The organism is Amylolactobacillus amylophilus DSM 20533 = JCM 1125 (assembly GCF_001936335.1).
In the GTDB taxonomy this organism is placed as follows: Bacteria; Bacillota; Bacilli; order Lactobacillales; family Lactobacillaceae; genus Amylolactobacillus; species Amylolactobacillus amylophilus.
Map to the genome: position 1 here is coordinate 595,110 of NZ_CP018888.1, position 14,642 is coordinate 609,751.

The window sequence follows — 14,642 nt, forward strand, 5'->3', positions numbered from 1 at the left end:
ACCTGTTACTTTAATTTAATGGATTTATTGGCCGACTTTTTCGCTGTACTTACGTACGATGTCAAAGTTTGCATCCTTCGCCTTGACATAGCCTTCGTGGCTGTAAACCTCGGACACAATCTTGTGACCCGCTTTAGTCTTAGCAATCTTAATGAATGCATCGGCTAACTTGTCACGGAACTTATCACTCATGTCTGACCGAACACTGATAGTATCGTTTGGAATACCCTTAGTGAAGTAGATTGGGACAACTTTATCCATGATGTCAGGCACATCACTCTTCACAATGTTTCTAGCATCTTCGAAGACGAATGCTGCATCAACGTCACCGTTAAGTACTGCCATTACACCTTGATCGTGGCCCTTCACAGTGGTTAAGGTAGCATCTTTCTCGATATCAACGCCCTTTTCCTTTAATTCAGCAGCTGGGTAGATGTAACCAGATGTCGATGAAACATCTTGTGTTGCAATCTTCTTACCCTTCAAGTCCTTGATGTCCTTGATCTTGCTACCCTTCTTGACAATGATTTCTGACCGGTAGAAGTCAACGAGCTTGTCTGTCTGTTGACCACCCGGTTGCTTGATACCAAAGCGCTCAGCCTGGAGTAAGACATCTGCAGCCTTACGCTTGTGCGCCATCACGTAACCATCAGGTGGTAAGAATCCAACGTCAATCTTCTTTGAAGACATCGCTTCAACCATTGAGTTGTAGTCTGTTGAAACACTAACCTTCACAGGAATTCCCAATTCCTTCTTCAAAAGCTTTTCTAATGGGCGGGCTTTTGCTTCCAATGTGTTTGCTTGTGAGCTAGGTACGAACTGAACGGTTAAGGTCTTTGGTGTATAGCCGTCCTTCGTATCTTTGCTTTCGTTACTGCCATTCGAACATGCAGCAACCACGAACGCAACCAGCACAGTCAAAGTACCAAGAAGTACTTTCTTGAATGTCTTCATGTGTTAAATTCCTCCAAAAAATTTATATGTCATGTTCCAATGACCATTATATATCACGCGTACCACAATATGTAGTAATATTTCCATTCTAATAATCCCAGAGACGAACATTAGCAGTTAAACATCACTACAGCGATAAAAGAAGCTACCAAACTTGGGGGTTTGGTAGCTTCTTTACTTAAGTATCTTTTCATCGTTCTCTCAAAAACGGCAGCGATTACTTTTGTGAAAATTAGCGGTTAAAAAAGCCGTGTTATCGTTAAAAGATTACTATTTAACCTTATTGTTATCAAGGTCGGTTCTCACAATCAAGACATCGCTCAGAGCGTGCTGGTTCACGTATTCGGTGACCGAGCCCATCAGAACCCTCTCAACCGCATTTAGTCCAGTCGCACCCATGATAATCAAATCATTGTGGTGATCTTTGATGAAATCTACAGATATTACCCGCTTAGGACTACCATAACGTACGTGATAATCAACTTGTGCAAAACCGAACTTCTCCTGGGCAAAGCCAACCAGGTTCTGCAGGTAGGCTTCAGCATCCTGCGTCATTTGATAAATCGTGTCGCCGCCAATGAGTGAGTCCTGCATGTCACCCATAAACTGGCGCGTATCAATAATGTTCAATACGTCAACGTGTGTTTTATTAGCCATCGCGATTTTGATTGCTTTATCAAAGGCTCTCTCTGCAGTTTCAGAGCCATCGACGGGTACTAAAATATTCTGATAATCTGTTGTCATATCCATCATCTCCATTCGTAACTTCATTTTAGCATAGTTAATAGTTGCACCGCTTAATCCACAGCTAAAAATATTTTACACAAGTATCAACAAGAGGTGGATAATATAGTATAAGATAAGTTAGTATATATAGTGATGGCTATTAATAGCCAATAATTAGCTAGGTATAGGAGCGGGACAATGGAAAACAAATTAATCGGTATCAAGTCCGGTCGTAACTTTCGTGAGCTTGGTGGCTACCAAACATCTAATGGTAAGACCATTAAGATGCATAAAATACTGCGTAGCGGTCATTTGGCAGAGCTTGATGACGTTGATATTGGCCTCCTTAAGAACTATCAGCTGAAATACGATATCGACTTTCGTTCAAAGGAGGAGGTGGAGAAGGAACCCGATCGCGTGCCAGAAGGCGTGCAATACCTCTATAATCCCGTCTTCTCCAGTGACTTGACCGATAATTCGAAGAGTATTGATGAATTGTTGGAGGAGACCGATAGCGACCCAAATTTCGGCTTCAACAATATGATGCTTTCGTATGAAGATATTGTGACTAGTAGTGATGCGCAACACGCCTACCGGACCTTCTTCCAGTTTCTCTTAGAGAATACAGAGGAAAAAGAGACCCTGCTATTCCACTGCACCGCCGGTAAAGACCGTACGGGCATGGGAGCAGTCTTCTTACTGAATGCTCTCGGCGTGGACTTTTCTACCATTAAGCAAGACTATCTCATGAGCAACGTGACCACCAAGGAAAACTACGATCGCCTGACTAAATTAGTTCGCGATCGTGGTGGCAACGAAAATACCGTCCAAGCAGTGCAGGCACTGATGCGTGTTGATGAACGCTATCTCAATCACGCCATGAACATCATCAACAATAATTATGGTGGTTTGAACGAATATACTAAGAATATTTTCTGGATGGACCACGATAATATTAGTCAATTACGAAACATCTACCTGGCATAAATAAGTCAGGGTATTTTTTCACCCAAATATACTAATGGAGCGATACACATGGTAATTCCAAAGTACCTTAGAATAAAAAACGACTTAAAACAACAAATACTGAATGGCAAATTCGAATATGGCGACCTCTTCTACAGCGAGTCGGAATTAGAGAAGAAGTATCAGGTCAGCTCGATCACCGTCATCAGGTCCATTAAAGAGCTGGTCAAAGAGGGCTATCTGGTCCGCTATCAGGGAAAAGGCACATTTGTCTCACGTTCCAGGAAGCAAAGACCCGTGCGTCTAACCGACATCGAGGTCTTCACCGGCTCGTACGACCACGACAACGTCAAGGTCCTCTCGATCGTTAAGGGGAACAATTCCGAGATTCTGGAAGAAATGGGACTCACGCCACATGACAGCTACTACGAGTTCATCAGATTGAGGGAGGTTGCGGACATTCCGTTCATGCTCCACTACTCGTATATCCCCGCCCGCTTCGTGCGGGGTGACCTGAACGACAAGGAACGCTTCACCTCAATCTACAAGAGACTGGTTGAAGACTTCGGCATCCACCTCTTCGATGAGCCTTTTACCGAGGTGGACGAAATTGTGGCTCCCTCCTTACCCGAGGTAACGAACCTCTTGCACGTCGACAACAACCAACCCGTCGTCAAGCAGACGAAGAAGACCTTCCTCTCAGGCGAGGACAATGCCGTCGCGGAATACGTGATTGCCTACAAGAAATGGGGCTTCTTCAAGATCAAATATTCTACAATCGACGCATAGGTATATACCAAAAATATCAATTGGTCTGGTCCAAAGAGCTAATTTTCCTCCGACCATAAGAGAAAAGTTCCAAAAAAATATTTATTCAATATATCAAGTGCTTCAAAGCCCATCAAACGAGCCAAATGGCGGTTTGTCAGGGCTTTTTCTTTGCTAAATTTTGATGAATTGAGTTTTTTACGGGTAAAAATATATCATAAAAGCGGTTTCAATTTCCGAAAAACATATTACTATAATAAGTGAATCCGCGGTATTCGTGAATCAGTCAGCTCGAAATTCGGGTTTCATACTATTATTTCATTGGGAGGAAATAGATATGAGTATTATCGCAGTTCGTGTCGATGGCCGTTTAGTCCACGGTCAAGTGGCAAACTTATGGACAACCAAGTTGAACATTTCAAGAATTATGGTTGTTGACAATGATATCGTAAACAACGATATCGAAAAAAGTGGTCTTAAACTTTCTACACCAGCGGGTGTCAAGTTGAGTGTCTTACCAGTCGAAAAGGCTGTAAACAACATTTTGGCGGGGAAATACGACTCACAACGTTTATTCATCGTTGCACGGCGCCCACAAACCTTCCTAGATATGGCAGAAGACGGCGTACCGTTTGACACTATCAACGTCGGGAATATGTCTCAATCTGATGAGACTCGTTCCATTTCACATTCAATTAATGTGACCGATGACGATGTCAAAGCATTCGAAGCTTTAAACGCTAAGGGGATTAAATTAACTGCACAAATGGTTCCAAGTGACAACACCAACGACTTAATGAAGATGCTTAAATAATAAATAGGGGGAACTATAAATGATTTTATGGTGGCAGATACTTTTACTTACGTTATACGCAGGCTATCAAATTATTGATGAATTGCAAATCTATTCATCACTTTCTGCTCCTGTTGCTGCCGGCTTCGTTGCTGGCATCATCATGGGCGACGTCAAGAACGGATTAATCATCGGTGGTTCAATGCAATTGATGGTTCTGGGTGTTGGTACCTTCGGTGGTGCATCAAAGATCGATGCCAACTCAGGTACTGTCCTAGCTACAGCGCTCGCTGTTGGTCTAAAGATGGATCCACAACAAGCAATCGCAACGGTGGCCGTACCGGTTGCCGCATTGATGGTTAGTTTGGATGTTCTCGGTCGTTTTGCTAACACATACTTTGCACACAGAATCGATGCCAAAGTTAAAGCAAATGACTACAAGGGAATTGAAAGAAACTTCTTAATGGGTATTATCCCATGGTCATTCTCAAGAATGATTCCTGTTGGCTTGGCCCTAGCCTTTGGCTCCGGCTTAGTTAAACAAATCGTTAATTACCTGAATGGACCACTCAAATGGTTGGGTGATGGTTTAACCGTTGCTGGTGCCGTATTGCCAGCCGTTGGTTTCGCCATTCTGTTACGCTACTTACCAGTTAAGAAACACTTTGCTTACTTAATTCTCGGTTTCACATTCACCACGTTATTCACGACCATCTTTGGCTACATCCAAATGGCTACTGGTCAGATTAAGGGATTCACCGGTGTTATTAATGGTTTACCAATGCTTGCAATTGCCCTAATCGGTTTTGGTTTCGCCGCAGTTTCTTATCAGACAGGTCAGAAGATTGGTAACGCACCACGTGCAAACGGCTCAAATGACAATGATGAGGGGGAAATTGAAGATGACGAAATCTAACTACAAATTAACTGATAAAGACTTCCGTCAAGTTAACATGAGAAGTTTGTTCGGCTTCCAACTAGGTTGGAACTACGAACGGATGCAAGGATCAGGTTACCTGTACCACATCCTGCCACAATTGCGGAAGATTTACAGTGATGACACACCTGAATTAAGTGAAATGATGAAGATTCATACACAATTCTTCAACACTTCAAACTTCTTCAATACGATTATCACCGGGATTGACTTGGCAGTCGAAGAGAGCCAAGGAATTGAGGGTAAGGAAACAGTCTCAGGTTTGAAAGTTGGTCTGATGGGACCATTTGCTGCCATCGGTGACTCAATCTTCGGCTCACTCGTTCCAACTATCTTCGGTGCCTTAGCAGCATCAATGGCTGCTCAAGGAAATCCTACCGGTATCTTCATCTGGATTGCAGCTCAAATTGCCGTAATGGTCTTCCGTTGGGTCCAATTGAAGTTTGCCTATAAGGAAGGTGTCAACCTGGTTACTACCATGCAGGATAAGCTGAATGCTTTGACTGATGCTGCAACCATCATGGGTGTCTTCATGGTTGGTGCACTTGTAGCAACGATGGTTAACATTAAATTCGCTATCGTACCAAAAATCGGCGGTGTAACAATGGATATCCAGAACAACTTGGATATGATCTTGCCTCGTCTGCTACCAGCATTAGTTGTTGGTGGCGTATACTGGCTATTAGGTAAGAAAGGCATGACATCTACTAAGGCAATCTTTATTGTGTTAATTGTTGTCGTTGCCCTTTCCGCAGCCGGTATCGTTTCAAAAATGTAATTAATTAAAGGACAGAAATTAAAATGACAGAATTAGTATTGATTAGTCACGGAAACTTATGTGTTGAATTAAAGAAGAGTGCGGAGATGATTATGGGTCCACAAGAACATATTCACGCTGTTCCTCTCCTACCAGCCGAGGGTCAGGAAGATTTCCTCAAGAAGTTTGATGACTTAGTACAAGATTTTGATGACTACGTGGTCTTCTCAGACTTACTTGGTGGAACACCTGCCAATACAATCTCGAAACAGATCATGCTCGGTCGTGACATTCAATTGTACGCTGGCATGAATCTTCCAATGGTAATCGAATTCGTTAACAGTACATTAGTTGGTAACGAACCTGACTACATCGCAACAACTAAGGATAGTATCGTCAAGATCAATGATCTGCTGGCTGCTCAAGCTGACGATGATGACGAAGACGAGTAATAGTTTATTAGTCAAGCTAGAGGGGTCATTCAGCAAAGCTGGATGGCTCTTTTATTGTGGTAACCTTCATGAATGCAACACCCTGCACGCAACTTGTTACCATTCAAATCTATTCGACTTTCTGGCAACTTCTTTGCTGTTCGGGCGTTACCCGCAAAGTAATGCATTCTTTTTAAACGTGCTCTTCCTTGCAACACCCTCCGCACAACTTATCACCATTCAAGTCACCCAGTGACTTTCTGGTAATCTAGTTGTTGCTCAGGTGTAACCCGCCAGGAATCGCACTCTCAGTTATATTGACAACCGCTTCCAATAGGTTTAAATTGGTTAAGCATAATAATAAAATTTATGTTGAAAAGAACTAGTTCGTTAGATGATTAAAATTCGGGGGAATTTTCAATGAGTAAGGAAATTAAATTTGCTGCAGCCTGCGGCGCTGGTGAGAATGCATCCCACCAAATCAAGGATGCAGTTGAGACAGCAATGGCCAAGCGCGGATTTGCGGTGACTGTTGATGCATTTAAAACATCAGAGATTACACCTGATTTGCTCAGCAACTACGCTGGCTATTTAACGGTGGCCAACACAAAGCTCAACTTTGCACCAAAAGTACCTGTGGTTGATGCAGGCGCTGTATTATACGGCTTCGATGCCATGACAGAACCTGTTATTGACCAGATAGAAAAGTTATATAAAGCAACAAAGTAAGCCGCTTTCCTAAGTAAATGAAAAAGCCCGATTCAACTGAGAATCGGGCTTTTATTTACGATGAATTGAAAAATATTTCAGTAACTAAACCAATTGGAAAATTGTTCTAGCTTTAGCAATCACCATTCGTAAAGCACCACGCGGCAGTGATTCCAAGTACTGCGTCTCACGCACCTCATAGTCGATGGTGGTCAGTTGATCCAGAATGATTTTTCCTCTTGTTTGCAGCTCATCAGTGCCAAGACTGGACAAGTCAAGATAGAGTGGATAGGATCGTCTCGTTGTAGTAATTGGTGCAACAATTACTACATTGCTAGTCTGTGCAATCAAGTCGTGGCTAAGAACTAAGTAAGGACGTCGTCCAACCTGCTTGTGTCCAAAACGTGGTGCCGTATCTAACAGTAAAATATCCCCTTGTTTTGGTACTTTTACCATTCTTCATTACCTTGTGGCTGCCCCAAATCCCGCAATGTAACATGCTCATTTCGGTCCACACGATAGTCAGCAAAAAGCTCTTCGATTGTAAATTCTTCGACCGAATTTGCGGGTTCCACAATCAATTGCCTTCGGCCCAGCACTTCTCTAGGTGAGACACTTACCTCATCACCCACATCTACATGCAAGAAGTTGCTAAGATTCTTGGGTAGACGTAACCCACGACTATTACCCCACTTTCTGATTACTAGTCTTTCCATGGTATCCTCCTGCATAAGTTTAGTTCTATCCGCAAAACTAGTTATACATAATTATCCCGGCTTTAGCCAGTTAGCCAAACTTTTTATTTAAATATATCAGACAAAAACAGCAATCACTTCAATACAGTGATTGCTGTTTAACGTTTAAACTAAGTTACTCTAATTAAGCTTCGTACTTCTTGTCACCATCAATATAGGTTGCAGCAACGGTCATGTCTGGGTTTAAGACGATGAAGTCTGCATCTTTATCCGGTGCAATATAACCACAAACGTCGTCAATCTTCGCGCTCTTAGCCGGAACATAAGATGCCATCATCACAGCATCCTCAGGTGTAACAACATTCCAATCAACAATATTCTTGACACCATCCTTCATCTGCAGGATTGAACCAGCCAAGTTATCGCCATCCTTAAGTCTTGCCATCCCGTCTTTGACATAAACGGGGAATTCACCGAGGGTATAATCTCCATCTGGCATCATACCGGCCTTCATGCAATCGGTGATCAATGCAATATGTTCCGGACCCTTGGCGTTCACAAGCGCACGCACTACTGGTTCTTGGACGTGGTGCCCATCAGTAATCAACTCATCATCCATCAGACGAGTAGCCATTGCGGCGCCTGCCATCCCAGGGGCGTGGTGGCTCATTGGGCTCATTCCGTTGAATGTGTGTGTGAACATGCTTGCACCGGCTTCGATACATGCACGGGCCTGTTCATAAGTTGCATCCGAATGACCCAAGGCAACTACTGCACCGTCTGCAACGGCCTTTCTAGTAAATTCAGCAGCACCTTCACGTTCTGCAGCAATTGAAATCTTCTTCAGCATTCCGTGAGCAGATTCCTGCCATTTCTCGTATTTAACGATATCAGGATTGCTGAAGTACTTCGGATTCTGGGCACCCTTGTGCTTCTCTGTGTAGAATGGTCCCTCAAAGTGGATTCCGCGAATCTTAGCACCCTTGGCCTCGGTATAGTGTGCACCAATAATCTTGCAGACCTCATTTAAGTCATCGAAGCTTGCCGTCAAAGTTGTTGGTAACCATGACGTCACACCAGCCTTCAACAAGCCTTCAGACATTGCTTCGATTCCTTCCCAGTCCAAATCCATCACATCATGGCCCAAAAGTCCGTGAATATGTGTATCAACGTAACCAGGGGCAATCCACTTGCCCGGCTGCTCCACAATCTTGCCTGCCGGCTTGTTGTCCTCATGGTAGTAAACACCAAACTTACCATCGTCAGTCACTTCAAGGTAGCCACCGATTTCCGTAATGTTTTTTAAAAAGAACTTATCTGCATGAATATAGTAACTCACTATTACTTCCTCCTCAGGAATCTAAAAATTATTACTTGCACTTAATATTACTACACTAAACTAGTTAAATGGATGAATTGTGACACCCTTAACCACCCGGTTCACTGTGCCACTCGCCGATGGGGTATCTGGCGTGTTGCTAACCTTAATGGATGTCAGTAGCGACACCGTCTGGGCGACCATGACGTCTGCTAGCGCCAAGTACCCGTCTGGGAGGTCCGCCACGTCAAAATTAAACTGTGTGCCACTGAAATTATTGGCCTGTGGCATCCCCACCGAGACCACTACGGGCACAATCTCATCAGCCTTGATCTCCTCCATAATATCCACGTCATATTGGCGTGTATATTGCTCGTTGCTGACGAAGTCGAAGACCACTGTTTTGCCATCCAAGAATGACTTAGGACCATGCCTGAAGCCCATCGACGTATCAAAGATTGTTGCAACCTGCCCAGCCGTCAGCTCCAGAATTTTCAGCGCGGCCTCTTGGGTCAAGCCACCAAGGGTACCCGAGCCTAAGTAAGCGATACGGTTGAAATCTACATCAAGCAGTTGAGCGATCGTGTCCTCTCTCTTGATTACGCTCTCGCCGAGCCGTGCAATAGTATCGACGTACTCTTTCTTTGAGCTATCACCAGCTGTGTCAAAGACGAGCAACGACATGAGGCTCATGCAGGAGAAGCTACCCGTCATAGCAAAGCCCTTGTCGTTTGAACGCGCGCAGGCATCAACAACAACAGATTATTTACTTCGTTCTCCGCCTTTTGCGCTAAGTGGCCGTCTGGGGCGCACGTGATTGACACTTGGTAGATGGACCAAGTTTCGTGCCACAACTCAGGTTGTTGCTGAATCTCACGGGTCGTAATCACAGCGCCCATCTTAGTTAATTCTGCATCAGATTTACTAAACATATATGTCCCTCACGTCTATTTATTCTCGCCAGTCAACACCCGACGATTACTCTGTTTTGTGCGGTAAACAAAGTGATCGCCCCGTGCGACGGACTTAGTAAACTCGATTGGTACATTATGGTCGTTAATGGAACGGCGGTAAATGGTCAGACACGGATCATGCTCTGCAATCTCCAGCGCCTGCGCTTCCCTTGTGGTAACTGCTCCAGCTTCAATGTCCTCAAAGGCCATCACAACGGTCTCGTGAAAAGATTCTTTCATCACCACGTAGAGCGGCGTACCCGAAATCATCTGCATCGTTAGGTCAGGGAAATGCTCAATCGGGAGGTATGTTTCCTCAAAAATGAGGGGTTCATTATCCGCCATCCGTAATCTCGTCAAACAGTAAGCCTCCGCACCATCAGTCAGATTGAGTTGCTCACGCACCGGTTGTTCCGGGCGGATTAACTCTAGTGCAAGGTTAAAGGTGATTGGATTACGACCAGCATCCCTCATTTCTTGGGTGAAACTGTACATGGAACCCAGATCGGTCTGGTTGACTAAGCGGGGCGAGACGAAAGTTCCCTTCCCATGAAGGCGGTAGATAAGTCCACGCTGCTCTAAGTCATCAAGTGCTAAGCGAATCGTATTTCTACTAACCTCATATTGATCCATCAAAGTACGCTCCGACGGCAGCTTCGCATTACTCTCAAATTGTTCCCTAATCTTAGTTTGCAAATCGAGCATTACAAGTTGATACAGCGGTTTATTCATCATTATCACTTCACTTTTCAACTGGTTGGTACCACCTCTGTTAGTATATGAAGTTCCCACTCTAAAGTCAACCGTTTTCGCGCCACAAAATTATAAATAACGGATAACTCTAATATTTACTGAAGATTTAGAGATTTAACCGCGTAGGACACCGCTTTTAAGCTATAATGGAACTACTATGGAAAATCTATCAAGCAACTCCAAACAACCATTAAATACAATTCAGAAATTAATTCGATTGAAAAAGTCTGACACAAGCTACGACGGCGAATTCCTCTCCGGAGAGAAACTGCGAATTTCGTGGCTTTCAGAACAAATTCTCCGCGTACAGATTACCACAGGCGAATTACAGGACTATCCCATCCCTGACGAACCTGCGCACACGGCAAGGATGACAGTGCTGCCAGTAGAAGGTCCAGCCGAGGTCTTCAAAGCGAGTGAGCTGTTGGATACTGCCGAGAATTATCGGATTCGTTTTGGCCGCTACACGTTAATCTACAAGAAGGATCCAGCCGTCATGGCCCTCTATGATGAAGCCAAAAGTCGCTTTATTCTGCGCCAGGTGCTGCCCGTCAGTCTCACCCAGACAACCAGTACGGAAGTGTTGCATCAGGATACGAACGAATTCTACTTTGGTGGTGGCACGCAGAACGGGCATTTCAGCCACAAGGGCCACAAGATTAAGGTGGCTAACACGAATGTCTGGACAGACGGCGGCGTCTCCTCACCGAACCCCTTCTTCTGGTCCAATAGCGGCTTTGGTTTACTGCGCAATACTTGGCGTCCCGGCTTATACGATTTCGGTACAAATAGGAAGAACCAGACGGGTATCACACATAAAGATCCTACCTTTGATAACATCTATCTCCTGGGTGATTCCCCCGCCGAGATTCTCAAGCACTATTACGAACTAACCGGTCAACCCATCTTGTTGCCGAAGTTTGGCTTCTATGAGGCCCACTTGAATGCCTACAACCGCGACATCTGGGTGCAATCCGATTCGAAGAACGCCATCGAATTCGAGGATGGCGCAACATACGAGGAGTACCTCCCTCAGAAGGTGGCTGCCGATAAGGGCATTAAGGAATCACTCAACGGCGAGCACGATAATTATCAGTTCTCCGCCCGTGCCGTCATCGACAGGTACCAAAAGCATGACATTCCATTAGGCTGGTTCATTCCAAACGATGGCTATGGTGCAGGTTATGGCCAGACCGACACGTTCAAGGGTGACCTCAATAACCTGGAGGCTTTCGCAAATTACGCGAATAAACACGGGGTAGCACTCGGGTTGTGGGCCCAAAGCAACCTCCATCCAGTTGACCCCGCTAATCCCCAAAAAGGGGAACGGGATCTTAACGCCGAGATTAAGCAAGCCAATTTGGCGGCCTTAAAAACCGATGTTGCCTGGGTCGGTGCCGGTTACTCCTTCGGACTGAACGCATTGCAGGATGCCACGGTGGCTTTCACTACAGCTACAGCCGGCCAGACTCGGCCTTTTAGCCTCACGGTTGATGGCTGGGCTGGCACGCAGCGTTATGGCGCCGTTTGGACCGGTGACCAGATCGGTGGCGAGTGGGAATACATCCGCTTCCAGATTCCGACATACATCGGTACAAGTCTCTCGGGTCAGCCAAACGTTGGCTCAGACATGGATGGTATCTATGGCGGCGGTAATCCCGAGGTCAATGTGCGCGACTACCAGTGGAAGACCTTCACCCCTATCCAACTCAACATGGATGGTTGGGGAACCAACAGCAAGAATCCTTTCACTTTTGGCAAAAAAGCGACGCAGATCAATCGTGCGTACCTCAAGCTGAAATCACAGATGCTACCATACACCTATTCACTGGCCCATGAAGCACTGACGGGCAAACCAATGATTCGCGCGATGTTCCTCGAATTCCCTCACGAGAAGATTAACTACACCAAACTAGTCCAGTACCAGTACATGTGGGGGCCAAACTTCCTGGTCGCACCCATCTATACGGCTGAACAGAACAATGCCGGCAACTCACTCCGGCACAATGTCTACCTCCCAGATGCACACCAGATGTGGGTTGATTTCTTCACAGGCGAGAAGTACATGGGCGGAACTACGGTGGATAACCTCGTGTATGCCCACTGGCACACTCCGTTATTCGTCAAGGCCGGCGCCATTGTTCCGCTTACGCGCGCCAATAATAATCCAAACGAAATTGACCGTACTAACAGGATTTTCAACTTCTACCCTGCTGGTCGAAGCACTTTCACGTTAATCGATGACGACGGCAAGTCAACGGATTATCTGGAAGGTGCAGTAGCTAAAACCGAGCTAGAAAGCACACTCGTTGGCACAGAGCTGACCATCGACATCCACAAAACCACTGGTAGTTATGATGGTTTCGCCAAGGAACAAAGTACGCTGTTGAATATCCTCTGTGACAGACATCCAGGTGAAGTAACTGTCACATTAAACGGACAAGAGATTGATTTACCGGAGGTAGACAACCGCCTTTCATTTGACCAGGCAGAGATGGGCTACATGTACTGTGCTGAGTTTAGTCCATCTGAATACTTCGACCTTTTCAGCAGCAAAGTTAAGCAACAACACGCGCTACAAATCAAGCTACCACCACTCGATATCACGAAATACGCCCTGTCGGTAGACGTCAAGAATCTCACCTACGGTGCGAAGACAAGCTCCGCCCAGATTATCGATTCGGCCATGCGTGTTCCGCGCAACTTTGCGGTTGACTTAGCACAAACGGGACCAACATCACTGCACTTAGTCTGGCAACAACCTGAGCAAATCGATTCATTCGAAATTTTAGTTAACGGTCAACGCCACGTGAACATTAAAGGTAGTGACTTTACCGTAACGGAACTAGATTTCGACACGGTGTACAGCTTCAAGATTCGCAGCAAGCGATTGAACAAGGTCTCAGAATGGTCGGAACAAATCAAGGGGAAGACGAGTGCCGATCCGCTAACCAACGTAATTAAGGGTATCAAGGCATCTAGCAATGTCTTCGATCAACCAGAACGAGAGATTAAATACTTGGTCGATCAGAACCTAACAACCGAGTGGTCAACCGATCCAGAGACGGCGCTAGCAGACCCAGATAATGGCCAATTTACCGAGCTCACATTCGAGTTTGACCAACAATATCAACTAGATCACTTAGAATATGTACCAAGAACGGTAACGCAGCTTGGTGAACTGGAAGAGATTGCACTCAGCTTTAGTACAGATGGCCAGAACTGGTCCACTTTCGGTGCCCCAATCACATTCAGTGATGACGAAAAGGCTAAGGTTGTGCCACTAAATGGAACAAGGACCAAGGCAATTAAGTTACGTGTGTTGAAGTCGAAGGGTGATTTAGCGGCAGGTCGTGAGCTCTTCTTCTACCACTTATAAAATCAGATTAGATAAAAGAATTATTCTAGATGACTAATATAGCCACCTCCCGAGTTTGGGAAGTGGCTATATTTTTGTTCTGTTAGTTCCACAAGGCGACAAAAAAGTATTTTTAGTTTTCATTAATTTTATCATTGCATTATCATAGTTCAAATAGCATAATCGTATTATGTACAAATTAATCCAATAATATTTCGGTGAAGCTCATCCGATTGTCCTCCCTGAAATTACACAAATTAAGTTTAATATGATTTCTCACCAACAGATTTTAATTTGAATTATTGGAGGACTCTGCCTATAACTAGACATAGCACAGATTTATACACAAAAATAGTACGCCAAAACACTTTTAAAACAAACATTCAAGCTGGACTGACAACAACTCTTGTCGGTCGCAGTCCATATGATTGATCTCTTCTATTTTTTGTGGGACTGGTAGTCGTACTGGTCGATCACTGGTTAGATGACCGGCGGTAACCAGCAAGTTGCCACTAACCCACACGC

At 44.9% G+C, this 14,642-nt stretch carries 14 protein-coding genes and 1 pseudogene; 8 read left to right on the forward strand and 7 right to left on the reverse strand.

What is annotated here, in order from left to right; all coding sequences use genetic code 11:
• Window positions 1–24: 24 nt before the first annotated feature.
• A complete protein-coding gene (locus tag LA20533_RS03230) occupies window positions 25–954 on the reverse strand; it encodes a phosphate/phosphite/phosphonate ABC transporter substrate-binding protein (RefSeq protein ID WP_054746298.1) in 930 nt (309 codons plus the stop codon).
• Window positions 955–1,224: 270 nt separating this feature from the next.
• Window positions 1,225–1,698 (reverse strand): universal stress protein, encoded by a 474-nt coding sequence (locus tag LA20533_RS03235; RefSeq protein WP_054746311.1) that lies wholly within the window; start codon window positions 1,696–1,698, stop codon window positions 1,225–1,227.
• Between the two features lie 180 nt (window positions 1,699–1,878).
• On the opposite strand from LA20533_RS03235, the gene LA20533_RS03240 reads away from it, so the two are divergent.
• From LA20533_RS03240 to LA20533_RS03270, 7 genes are all read left to right on the forward strand, one after another.
• Entirely contained in the window at window positions 1,879–2,667 is a 789-nt protein-coding gene (locus LA20533_RS03240) for a tyrosine-protein phosphatase (RefSeq protein ID WP_054746297.1), read from the forward strand.
• Window positions 2,668–2,715: 48 nt separating this feature from the next.
• Window positions 2,716–3,435 carry a GntR family transcriptional regulator gene (locus LA20533_RS03245; RefSeq protein ID WP_056945909.1) on the forward strand — a complete coding sequence of 240 codons (720 nt, stop codon included), beginning with the start codon at window positions 2,716–2,718 and terminating at the stop codon, window positions 3,433–3,435.
• A gap of 316 nt (window positions 3,436–3,751) precedes the next feature.
• Entirely contained in the window at window positions 3,752–4,228 is a 477-nt protein-coding gene (locus tag LA20533_RS03250; protein ID WP_056945908.1) for a PTS sugar transporter subunit IIB, read from the forward strand.
• Window positions 4,229–4,247: 19 nt separating this feature from the next.
• Window positions 4,248–5,123 carry a PTS mannose/fructose/sorbose/N-acetylgalactosamine transporter subunit IIC gene (locus LA20533_RS03255; protein WP_054746296.1) on the forward strand — a complete coding sequence of 292 codons (876 nt, stop codon included), beginning with the start codon at window positions 4,248–4,250 and terminating at the stop codon, window positions 5,121–5,123.
• A complete protein-coding gene (locus LA20533_RS03260; RefSeq protein WP_054746295.1) occupies window positions 5,110–5,922 on the forward strand; it encodes a PTS system mannose/fructose/sorbose family transporter subunit IID in 813 nt (270 codons plus the stop codon). Before LA20533_RS03255 ends, LA20533_RS03260 begins: the two co-directional genes overlap by 14 nt.
• Window positions 5,923–5,945: 23 nt before the next feature.
• On the forward strand, window positions 5,946–6,353 hold the full coding sequence (locus LA20533_RS03265) for a PTS sugar transporter subunit IIA (RefSeq protein WP_054746294.1): 408 nt from the start codon (window positions 5,946–5,948) through the stop codon (window positions 6,351–6,353).
• Between the two features lie 399 nt (window positions 6,354–6,752).
• Complete coding sequence (locus LA20533_RS03270) at window positions 6,753–7,061, forward strand: PTS sugar transporter subunit IIB (protein WP_054746293.1); 309 nt, start codon at window positions 6,753–6,755, stop codon at window positions 7,059–7,061.
• Window positions 7,062–7,145: 84 nt separating this feature from the next.
• Here the strand turns inward: LA20533_RS03270 and LA20533_RS03275 are convergent, their stop codons facing one another.
• The 5 genes and pseudogenes from LA20533_RS03275 to LA20533_RS03295 form a co-directional block, all read right to left on the reverse strand.
• The gene (locus LA20533_RS03275) at window positions 7,146–7,496 is read right to left on the reverse strand and encodes a type II toxin-antitoxin system PemK/MazF family toxin (protein WP_054746292.1); all 351 of its coding nucleotides are present in this window, start codon (window positions 7,494–7,496) and stop codon (window positions 7,146–7,148) included.
• Window positions 7,490–7,756: an AbrB/MazE/SpoVT family DNA-binding domain-containing protein gene (locus LA20533_RS03280; RefSeq protein WP_054746291.1), complete on the reverse strand. Its 267-nt coding sequence runs from the start codon at window positions 7,754–7,756 to the stop codon at window positions 7,490–7,492. Before LA20533_RS03280 ends, LA20533_RS03275 begins: the two co-directional genes overlap by 7 nt.
• A 163-nt stretch (window positions 7,757–7,919) precedes the next feature.
• Window positions 7,920–9,074, reverse strand: coding sequence for an N-acetylglucosamine-6-phosphate deacetylase (gene nagA / locus LA20533_RS03285; RefSeq protein ID WP_056945907.1), 1,155 nt, complete (start codon window positions 9,072–9,074; stop codon window positions 7,920–7,922).
• Window positions 9,075–9,134: 60 nt separating this feature from the next.
• Window positions 9,135–9,889, reverse strand: a pseudogene (locus LA20533_RS03290) (AgaS family sugar isomerase); the annotation flags it as partial.
• Between the two features lie 111 nt (window positions 9,890–10,000).
• Entirely contained in the window at window positions 10,001–10,741 is a 741-nt protein-coding gene (locus tag LA20533_RS03295; protein WP_236693773.1) for a GntR family transcriptional regulator, read from the reverse strand.
• A 175-nt stretch (window positions 10,742–10,916) separates the two neighbouring features.
• On the opposite strand from LA20533_RS03295, the gene LA20533_RS03300 reads away from it, so the two are divergent.
• The gene (locus tag LA20533_RS03300) at window positions 10,917–14,138 is read left to right on the forward strand and encodes a TIM-barrel domain-containing protein (protein ID WP_056945905.1); all 3,222 of its coding nucleotides are present in this window, start codon (window positions 10,917–10,919) and stop codon (window positions 14,136–14,138) included.
• Window positions 14,139–14,642: the final 504 nt, after the last annotated feature.